The sequence below is a fragment of the Corallococcus sp. CA041A genome, assembly GCF_003612075.1.
Taxonomy (GTDB): Bacteria; Myxococcota; Myxococcia; order Myxococcales; family Myxococcaceae; genus Corallococcus; species Corallococcus exiguus.
This window is the reverse complement of the sequence record NZ_RAWF01000346.1, coordinates 1-8,828: the sequence shown is the minus strand read 5'-3', so window position 1 is coordinate 8,828 and position 8,828 is coordinate 1. Positions and strand designations below refer to the sequence as shown.

At 71.8% G+C, this 8,828-nt stretch carries 10 protein-coding genes; 1 reads left to right on the top strand and 9 read right to left on the bottom strand.

What is annotated here, in order from left to right:
- The 6 genes from D7V77_RS37925 to D7V77_RS37900 form a co-directional block, all read right to left on the bottom strand.
- Positions 1–610: ATP/GTP-binding protein (locus D7V77_RS37925; RefSeq protein WP_233597484.1), on the bottom strand; the 610-nt coding region annotated here is incomplete at its 3' end.
- Complete coding sequence (locus D7V77_RS37920) at positions 607–1,770, bottom strand: anhydro-N-acetylmuramic acid kinase (RefSeq protein ID WP_120581112.1); 1,164 nt, start codon at positions 1,768–1,770, stop codon at positions 607–609. The genes D7V77_RS37920 and D7V77_RS37925, both read right to left, overlap by 4 nt.
- 119 nt (positions 1,771–1,889) lie before the next feature.
- Positions 1,890–2,822, bottom strand: coding sequence for an N-acetylmuramic acid 6-phosphate etherase (gene murQ / locus D7V77_RS37915; protein ID WP_120581111.1), 933 nt, complete (start codon positions 2,820–2,822; stop codon positions 1,890–1,892).
- 23 nt (positions 2,823–2,845) lie between these two features.
- On the bottom strand, positions 2,846–3,037 hold the full coding sequence (gene rpmB, locus D7V77_RS37910; protein WP_014398134.1) for a 50S ribosomal protein L28: 192 nt from the start codon (positions 3,035–3,037) through the stop codon (positions 2,846–2,848).
- A 104-nt stretch (positions 3,038–3,141) separates the two neighbouring features.
- Positions 3,142–4,662 carry an NAD(P)-binding protein gene (locus D7V77_RS37905; RefSeq protein WP_120581110.1) on the bottom strand — a complete coding sequence of 507 codons (1,521 nt, stop codon included), beginning with the start codon at positions 4,660–4,662 and terminating at the stop codon, positions 3,142–3,144.
- A gap of 86 nt (positions 4,663–4,748) precedes the next feature.
- Positions 4,749–5,438, bottom strand: coding sequence for an HAD family phosphatase (locus tag D7V77_RS37900; protein WP_120581113.1), 690 nt, complete (start codon positions 5,436–5,438; stop codon positions 4,749–4,751).
- A gap of 83 nt (positions 5,439–5,521) precedes the next feature.
- On the opposite strand from D7V77_RS37900, the gene D7V77_RS37895 reads away from it, so the two are divergent.
- Positions 5,522–6,589 (top strand): enoyl-CoA hydratase/isomerase family protein, encoded by a 1,068-nt coding sequence (locus tag D7V77_RS37895; RefSeq protein WP_120581109.1) that lies wholly within the window; start codon positions 5,522–5,524, stop codon positions 6,587–6,589.
- A 17-nt stretch (positions 6,590–6,606) separates the two neighbouring features.
- On the opposite strand, the gene D7V77_RS45235 is transcribed toward D7V77_RS37895, so the two are convergent.
- From D7V77_RS45235 to purM, 3 genes are all read right to left on the bottom strand, one after another.
- Positions 6,607–7,284, bottom strand: a complete 678-nt coding sequence (locus D7V77_RS45235; protein ID WP_233597483.1) for a DUF523 domain-containing protein — start codon at positions 7,282–7,284, stop codon at positions 6,607–6,609.
- A complete protein-coding gene (purN, locus tag D7V77_RS37885; protein ID WP_120581107.1) occupies positions 7,281–7,946 on the bottom strand; it encodes a phosphoribosylglycinamide formyltransferase in 666 nt (221 codons plus the stop codon). Before purN ends, D7V77_RS45235 begins: the two co-directional genes overlap by 4 nt.
- A partial coding sequence (gene purM / locus D7V77_RS37880; RefSeq protein WP_120581106.1) for a phosphoribosylformylglycinamidine cyclo-ligase occupies positions 7,943–8,828 on the bottom strand: 886 nt, incomplete at its 5' end. The genes purM and purN, both read right to left, overlap by 4 nt.

Sequence of the window (8,828 nt, the reverse complement as noted above, 5' to 3'; positions counted from 1 at the left end):
GGGCGGGACGGGGCGGCGGGACGATGCGCTTGGCGCGCAGGTCCTTGATGACCAGCCGGGTGATGGTCTTGAGCGCGTCCATCACGCCGCGGCCGTTGGCGGCGGCCGTCTCGAAGTCGGGGACGCCGCGGGGGTTGAGCTCCCGGCGCAGGTCCTCCACGGAGAGGATGTTGTCCAGGTCCCGCTTGTTCCACTGCATCACCAGTGGGAAGCGGTCCAGGCGGATGCCGTTCTCCAGGAGGTTCTCCTCCAGGTTCGCCAGGGACTCGCGGTTGGCGTCCATCGCCTCCGACTGCGAGTCCGCCACGAACACGACGCCGTCCGCGCCCTGGAGCACCAGCTTGCGGGTGGCGTTGTAGAAGACCTGTCCGGGCACGGTGTAGAGGGCCAGGCGCACGGAGCAGTCGCCCACGCGCTCCACCTTCACCGGTAGGAAGTCGAAGAACAGCGTCCGGTCGCCTTCGGTGGCGATGGACATCATCTCTCCGCGGTGGGCCGGGCGAACGGTCTCGTAGACCTTTCGCAGGGTCGTCGTCTTCCCCGACAGGCCGGGGCCGTAGAAGACGATCTTCGCGGCCACTTCGCGGGCCATCAGGTTCACGCTGCTCACGGTGTCAGCTTACCTAGAACGACTCGGCGCCCGGCGCCAGTTGCCGGGCGAACATTCGCGGGCGTCCCGGCCCGGTGCTCGGCCGCGAGCAGGGCGAAGAGGGCCGCTTCCTTCGCCTCTTCGGGGAAGCCCAGCACGTCCAGCCGCTCCAGCGGCACCGGGGCCAGCCGCGCCCGAAGATCCGCCATGAGCACAGGATTCCGCGTCCCGCCGCCGGAGACATACACGGCCTCCAGCCGGGGAAAGCGGGGCCGCACCCAGGTGTCGAAGGCGCGCGCGGTGGCCTCCACGGTGAAGGCCCGCGCGGTGGCCATCAAGTCGTGGGGCCGCTCCGGGGCCGCCGCCCAGAGCCGGTCCACCAGCGGTTCGCCGAAGCCCTCGCGGCCCGCGCTGCGCGGAGGTGGCCGCGCGAGGAACGGATGCGCGAGCAGCTCTTCCAGGAGCGCGGGGATCACCTGTCCCTGGGAGGACAGGCTCCCGTCCCGGTCGCACGCGAGCCGTCCCTTCGTCACCCGGCGCGCCAGCCCGTCCAGCACCATGTTCGCGGGCCCGGTGTCGAACGCGAGCGTGTCGTCCACGTGCTCGCCCACGACGCTGATGTTGGCGATGCCGCCCAGGTTGAGGAACGCGCGTGTGACCTCCGGCCGTTCGCGGTTCCGGAAGACGGCCCAGTCCAGGTAGGGCACGAGCGGAGCGCCCTGGCCGCCCACCGCCATGTCGCGGGTGCGGAAGTCGCTGACGACGGGCAGGCCGGTGCGCTCGGCGATGACGGCCGCTTCGCCAATCTGGAGCGTGGAGGCGATGGCGGACAGGTCCGAAGGAAGGTGGGCCATCGTCTGGCCGTGCGAGCCGACGACGTGGACGTCCTCGCGCTTCACGCCCGCGCGCGCGATGACGGCCAGCACGGCCTCGGCGAAGCGCTCCCCCAGTTCGAAGTTGAGGGCGCAGAGGCTCCGGGCGTCTTGAGGGCCCAGCACTCGCGCGACCAGGTCCGGCGTGAAGGGATGGGAGACATGCGCGAGCAGTTGGAGCTTCACGTCCGCGCCGGTGCCGTCCACCCTGCACAGCGCCGCGTCCGCCGCGTCCACGCTGGTGCCGGACAGCACGCCCACGCACAGCCGGGGCGGCAGGGAGGGGGAGGGTGGCGTGGCGGGGTGCATGCCCCAAGTCTAAAGGCCCGCTCCCACGGCCGCCGGACCCCGGCCCGCAGGGCACCTCGTGTGTCTGGGAATGACGCCCACCCTGTCGGATTCTGGAGGGACCGCGGGCCCTCGCCGCCTCAGCGCGTGGGGCGCCGACGTGGCGCTCGGGCCGCCGCCGGGCGTTCGAGCCCTCGCAGGCCCGCGTCCTTCAATCGGCGCCGGGCCTGGGCCGCCGGAAGCCCCGTGAAGTGCATGGCCAGCGCCAGCTTCACGTGGTCGCCAGCGGCCTGGAGCAACGCCTCAGCCCGCGCGGGGGGCAGGTCCGTCAACTCCGCGACCATCCGCACCGCTCGGGCCCGCAGCTTCGTGTTCGTGGGGCGCACGTCCACCATGCGCCCCCGGTACACGTGGCCCAGCGACACGAAGGCCGCGGTGGTGATGGCGTTGAGCACGAGCTTCGTCGCCGTGCCCGCCTTCAGCCGCGTGGAGCCCGCAACCACCTCCGGCCCCGTGCGCGCCAGCACCACCGTGTCCGCGCGCATGGCCGGCCCCGGCGGGTTGCAGCACACCAGCACCGTGCGCGCCCCTCGCTCGCGGGCCTCGTCCAGCGCCCCCCGGACATAGGGCGTGGAGGCCGACGCGGAGATGCCGCACACCACGTCCCGCGCCGTCGCCCGGAACGTCCGCACCGCCCGGGCCCCCGCGGCGACGTCATCCTCGGCGCCCTCCACGGCGCGCGTCAGGGCCCGCCGGCCGCCCGCGATGGCCGCCTGGACCCGCGTCGCCGGGACACCGAAGGTGGGGGGACATTCGCTCGCGTCGAGCACGCCGAGCCGACCGCTGGTTCCCGCGCCCACGTAGAGCAGCCGGCCGCCAGCGTGTAACGCTTCCGCCACGGCCCGGGCCGCCGCCGCGATGGACGGCAACGCCTCACGGAGCGCGCGGAGCGCGATCAGGTCTTCTTGATGCAACCGTCGGACGACCGCCTCGACAGGGAGGAGGTCCAGGTCATCCGTACGGGGATGGAGCCGTTCGGTGGGCGGAAGCGCGGACTTTCGAGCGCGCGTCATGCCCACCGGAAGGCTCCCGGACTTCAGGCGGCCTTGGTCACCTTGCCCGCCTTGATGCAGCGGGTGCAGGCCAGGACGCGCTCAATGGAGCCGCTCACGTTCGCCCGCACCTTCTGCAGGTTCGGCAGGGTCCGCTTCTTGGTCTTGTTGTTCGCGTGGCTGACGTTGTTACCCACCAGCGGACGCTTCCCACAGAGGTCGCACTTCCACGCCATGACTGCTAACTCCTTGAAAACTGGGGCGTTCGACAGCAGCCCATAAAAGAGCGGCGGACCCTACCAGAAACAGGCCGGAAATCCAGCCGGATCCGACCCGGGACCTATCCCTTGAGCGGATCCTTCTTCTTCAACATGTCCTGCACCAGCTTCGCGGCGCGCATGCCCGCGAGCAACTCGCCCTCCAGGCCCAGGCCGGGCAGCACCTCGCGGCCGGCCAGGATCACGTTCTTCGCGGGCGTGCGCTGCTTCAACCCCGTGACGCCCAGGAAGGCTTCCGTTTCGAAGCTGTAGAGCGGGTGGGGCATGAGCCGGCTGCCGCGCACTCCGCCGGCGTCCAGGTAGGGGACCGAGCGCAGCGCGCGGTGCTGCTTCGTGAACGGCATCAGCCGGTCCAGGTGCGCGTCGATGCGCTTCGCCAGCGCCTGGAGGTGCTCTTCGCCCTCTTCGCGCGCGGAGGCCGGGACGAAGGCGCCCGCGCACACCACGCGCACGCCCTCCACGTCCTTGTGCCCGGAGGCCGCGGCCATGCGCGCCGGGTGCTGCTGCACGAGCAGCGGGCCCAGCTCCGGGTCCTGCGTGTCCACGAGCACCAGCTCGCCCATGCCGCGCGGGAGCGCCGCCTCCGGCACCACCCAGTTCACGCTGAAGAGCAGCGACTTGATGTTGGACTGATCCAGGTGCTCCAGCAGGCCGCGGTTGTGCTTCTTGTCCGTCACCAACCGGCGCAGCGCCCCGGAGTCCGTGGCCGTCACCAGGCACGACGCGCGGTAGAGCGTGTCCGAGCGCACCAGCTTCACGCCGGAGAACTTGCTGCCGTCGAACGCGAGCTCCTCGACGATGAAGCCCGCCGGGTTGTCGCGGCCCAGCACGTCGCCGCCCAGCTCCGTCAGCCGCCGGGTGAGCACGTCGCGCAGGGCGTCCATGCCGCCCGGGTACGTGGACGGCGCGGTGAGCACCTGGGACAGGGCCCGCGTCTGCGCCAGGGGCGCGCTAGGCTTCTCCAGGTGGACGAGGAAGGGCAGCAGGCCGCGCACCAGCGACAGCGCCGGATCCTCGCCCGCGAGCCGGGGCGTGGCGTCCAGGGCCGGGTGATCCTTGATCTGTCCCTTGAGCTTCCAGCCCTCGAAGAAGCCGTCGGGCGGCAGCTGGGGCCCGGCCTTGAAGAAGGCGTCGGTGGACTCGTGCTGCGCGGCGCTGCCCGCGAGCGCGCCCTGGATGCCCTCGCCGGCCTCGCCGAACTCGCGCGTCAGCTCCGTGCGGCGGCGGGCGGCGTCCCCGACCAGGTCCACCCGGTTCCGGGGCAGCACCAACTGGAGCTCCGGCGCGTGGGGGCGCAGCGCGCGGCCGATGGCGGTGGAGAGGCCCAGCTCGTTGAGGGCCTCGTCCACGGCGGGCATCGCCTTGAGGGGCGGCGCGACGAAGGGGGCGTAGGGCAGCACGAAGCCGTCGTGCTCGTAGCCGGGCCCCATGCCGTCGTGCTCCACCAGCAACACGCGGTGGTTGCGCTTCGCCAGGAGCGCGGCGGCGAGCGCGCCTCCGACCTGGCTGCCCAGCACGATGACGTCGTACACGTGCCGGGACGGGCCCGAGGGGAGCTTGAGTTTGGCGGAGGACGTCGACATGGCCGCCGAACACTACACAACGTCACCGCGTCTGGCGCCCTTTTGGCGCCTTCCTGACACGTCCGGGGTGGGGCGTATGTGCCCCCTCAGGCCCTGGACCTGAAGAGGCGCGCGAGCAGCTCCGGGGGCAGCGTGTCGAAGTCCGGGGCGGTGTAGTGGGCCCCCGCGTTCTTCAGCGCCGCCGCGGTCGTGGTGGTGGTGATGCCCACGGTGACCATGCCGGCGGCGCGCGCGGACAGCACGCCGTTGATGGCGTCCTCGAAGGCGAGGCACGACTCGGGGGGCACCTGGAGGGCCTTCGCCGCCGCGAGGAAGATGTCCGGCGCGGGCTTGCCGCGCGTCACCTGTTCGGCGCCGACGACACAGGCGAAGAGCGGGCGCACGGAGAGCCCGTCCAGCACCAGCTCGCGGTTGCCGTGCGGCGCGGCGGTGGCCACGGCCAGGAGCAGGTTCGCGTCGCGCAGGCGGTGCAGGAAGCCTTCCGCGCCCCGGTGCAGCGCGAGGTAGGGCCGGTAGATGGCGCGGTAGTGGGACTCCTTCTCTTCCGCGAGCGCGTCCAGCTCCGCGACGGAGAGGGTGCGGCCCAACAGCTGCGGGAGGATCTCCTCGTTCTTCTTTCCCGCGAACTCGTTCTGGAAGCGTTCCGCGGTCAGGCCATCCAGACCGAGTTTCCGGGCGAGCGTCAGCCAGGCGCGGTTGTGGAAGTCCATGTTGTCGACGAGCGTGCCATCCATGTCGAAGACGGCGGCGAGCAGGGGGGCGGCTGCGGGAGTCATGTTCTCCCCAATACCGATTTCCTCCGCCATGTCACCCCTGAATCTCCCATGCGAGCCCCTTCCGGGCTGATATCCCCCACGCCATGAGCGAGGACGTGCTGCTGGAGACTCGGGGGCCCGTGGGTCTGGTCACCCTCAACCGACCGAAGGCGCTCAACGCGCTCTCCCTGGAGATGTGCCGCGCGCTGCATCCCCAACTGGACGCCTGGGCGGCGGATCCGTCCGTGAAGGCGGTGGTGATCAGCGGAGCAGGGGGCCGGGCCTTCTGCGCGGGAGGGGACGTGCGCGCGGTGGCCAGTTCGGTCGCACGGTCGGACATGTCGCTGTCGCGCGAGTTCTTCCGTGCGGAGTACGCGCTCAACCATCGGATCCACCACTTCCCCAAGCCGTTCATCGCGTGGGTGGACGGCATCTGCATGGGCGGTGGGTTGGGGCTGTCCGCGCACGGGGCCTTCCGCGTGGTGACGGAGAAGCTGGTGCTCGCGATGCCGGAGACGGCCATCGGCATCTTCCCGGACGTGGGCGGTGGCTGGTTCCTCCCGCGCTTCCCGGGCGAGGCGGGGACGTACCTGGGGCTCACCGGCGCGCGGTGTGACGCGGCGGATGCGCTGTGGCTGGGGTACGCGACGCATCGGGTGGAGTCCTCGCGGCTGGAGGACGTGGTGGGTGCGCTGGCGGCCGCGGACTGGAGCGGACCGGGGCGCGAGGTGGCGGCGCGAGTGCTGAAGGGCTTCCATCAGGACGCCGGTGTTTCGGGGCTCGCGTCGCGGGCGGAGGTCATCGACCGGTGCTTCCAGGGGAGCCGCGTGGAGGACATCCTCGCGGCGCTGGAGCGCGAGGGGACTGCGTGGGCGGAGGAGACGCGTGCGACGCTGCCGCGCATGTCGCCCACGAGCCTGCGGGTGACGCTGCGGCAGCTGCGCATCGGGCGTGGCCAGGACTACGACGCGACGGCGCGCATGGAGTACCGGTTGAGCCAGGCGCTGACGCAGCGGCCGGACTTCCAGGAGGGGATCCGCGCGGTGCTGGTGGACAAGGATCAGAAGCCGCGCTGGAGCCCGGCCACGCTCGCGGAGGTGACGGACTCGGAGGTGGAGGCGTGCTTCGCGCCCCGGCCGGGTGACGAGCTGGAGTTGCCCGCGCTGGGCTGATCAACGCGAGGGGACGGTTACAGGTCCTCGTCGCTCACGACGGTGCGTCCATCCGCGCGCAGCAGCGCGGTGGTGATGCCTTCACCCGGGCGCAGCACGCCTGTCTCGTAGACGTGCTGACTGCCACACGAGGGGCTCTTCTCCTTCAAGAGCGCCACTGTGACGTCGAAGCGCCGGGCAGCCTCCAGGGTCTGCTGGGCGCCGTCCTGGAACGCGGCGGTGCGGTCCTCGCGCGTCTCCCGCGTGAGGGCCCGCGCACGGCCAGCCCAGACGTCCACGCCCGTGCCACCCGCGAGGTCCACGGGAGGCCGTGGAATGCCCATGCCCGCGGCGGCCTCCGGGCAGATAGGGATGACGGCCTTGCCCTCCAGCGCCGCGAGCACGCGCTCCGAGCGCTGCGAGCGGCCGTCGTAGCGGCACGCTTCGCCCAACAGGCATGCACTGACCATCACCGTGGGGGCCGCGCGCAGGGCCTCCCGACGAGCATCACGGGCAGACGCTTCGCCTTCGTCCGAGAATGCATGCTGGGCCGGGCTCTGCACTTCGGGCGCGGCATGAGCCGGTGTTACCGCCTTCGGCGCGTTGTGCGCCGAGGATGGTGACAGCTCGATGGGCTTCGGCGCGGTATGCGGCGGCGCGACCGCCCTGGTCTCTTCGGACGCGGCGGAACGCGACGGCTCCACGGCCTTCGTCACGTCGGCGAACCCGGACTGCGAAGCGCGGTGTTGTCTCCCGTCACCCGCGCGGCCACCTTCGTGCGCGTCCCGTCCAGTGTCACCGCACCGGTCACCGCCAGCCGCACGGCCAGCGGATACAGGCGGTGCTCCTCCGCGAGGATGCGCGCGCTCAGGCTCGCCTCGTCGTCCTCCGGCAGCACGGGCACCGCCGCCTGCGCGATGATGGGGCCCGTGTCCGTGCCCGCGTCCACGTAGTGCACCGTGCACCCGGCCACCTTCACGCCGCGCTCCAGCGCCTGCTTCTGCGCATGCAGCCCCGGGAACGCAGGCAGCAGGGAAGGGTGGATGTTGAGCACGCGCCCCGGGAAGCGCTTCAGGAAGTCCGCGCTCACCAGCCGCATGAAGCCCGCCAGGCACACCCACTCGACGCCCGCGTCGGCCATCACGCCGAGCACCGCCGCCTCGAAGTCCGCCTTCGACCCGAAGCCCTTGTGGTCCACCACCTCCGCGCGCACGCCCGCCTTCCGGGCGCGCTCCAGCGCGAACGCCGTGGGCACGTTGGACAGCACGCACGCCACCTCGGCCGGGTAGTCCGCCTGCCCGGCCGCATCGAGCAGCGCCTGCAGGTTGCTCCCGCCGCCGCTGACGAGCACCCCCAGCCGCGCCCGCCGCGCGCTCATGGGTCGATGACCGCCGTGGCCTCGCCCTGGCCTGCTTCCACCCGGCCCACCTCGGTGGCCTCCACGCCCCGGGCGTGCAGCACCTCCAGCGCCTTCGCCACGTCCTCCTTCGCCACCACGACGATGAGGCCCAGGCCCATGTTGAACGTGCTGAACATCTCGTCGCGCGCGACTCCGCCCGTCTTCGCGATGAGGTCGAAGATGGCCGGCTTCTTCCACGTGGACTCGCTCAGCACCGCGCGCGTCCCGTCCGGCAGGCACCGGGGCAGGTTGCCCGGGATGCCGCTGCCGGTGATGTGCGCCATGCCCTTCACCTTCACGGCCTGGCAGAGCGCGAGCGCGTCCTTCACGTAGATGCGCGTGGGCTCCAGCAGCGCGTCACCCAGCGGCCGGTCCAGCCCCTGCGGCGTCATGTCCAGGGGCAGCTTCGCGTCGTCCAGCAGCACCTTGCGCGCCAGCGAGTAGCCGTTGCTGTGCAGCCCCGACGACGTGAGCCCGATGAGCGCGTCCCCCGGCTTCACCGTCTTGCCGTCGATGATGGCGGACCGCTCCACCACGCCCACGCAGAAGCCCGCGACGTCGTACTCGCCCCGCGCGTAGAAGCCCGGCATCTCCGCCGTCTCCCCGCCCAGGAGCGCGCACCCCGCCTGCTCGCACCCCAGCGCGATGCCCTTGACCACCTCCGCCGCGGCGTCCACCTCCAGCTTCCCCGTGGCGAAGTAGTCCAGGAAGAAGAGCGGCTCCGCGCCACAGGTGAGGATGTCGTTCACCGACATGGCGACCAGGTCGATACCCACCGTGTCGTGGCGCCCCGCCAGGAAGGCCACCTTCAGCTTGGTGCCCACCCCGTCGGTGCCCGCCACCAGCACCGGCGCCTGGTAC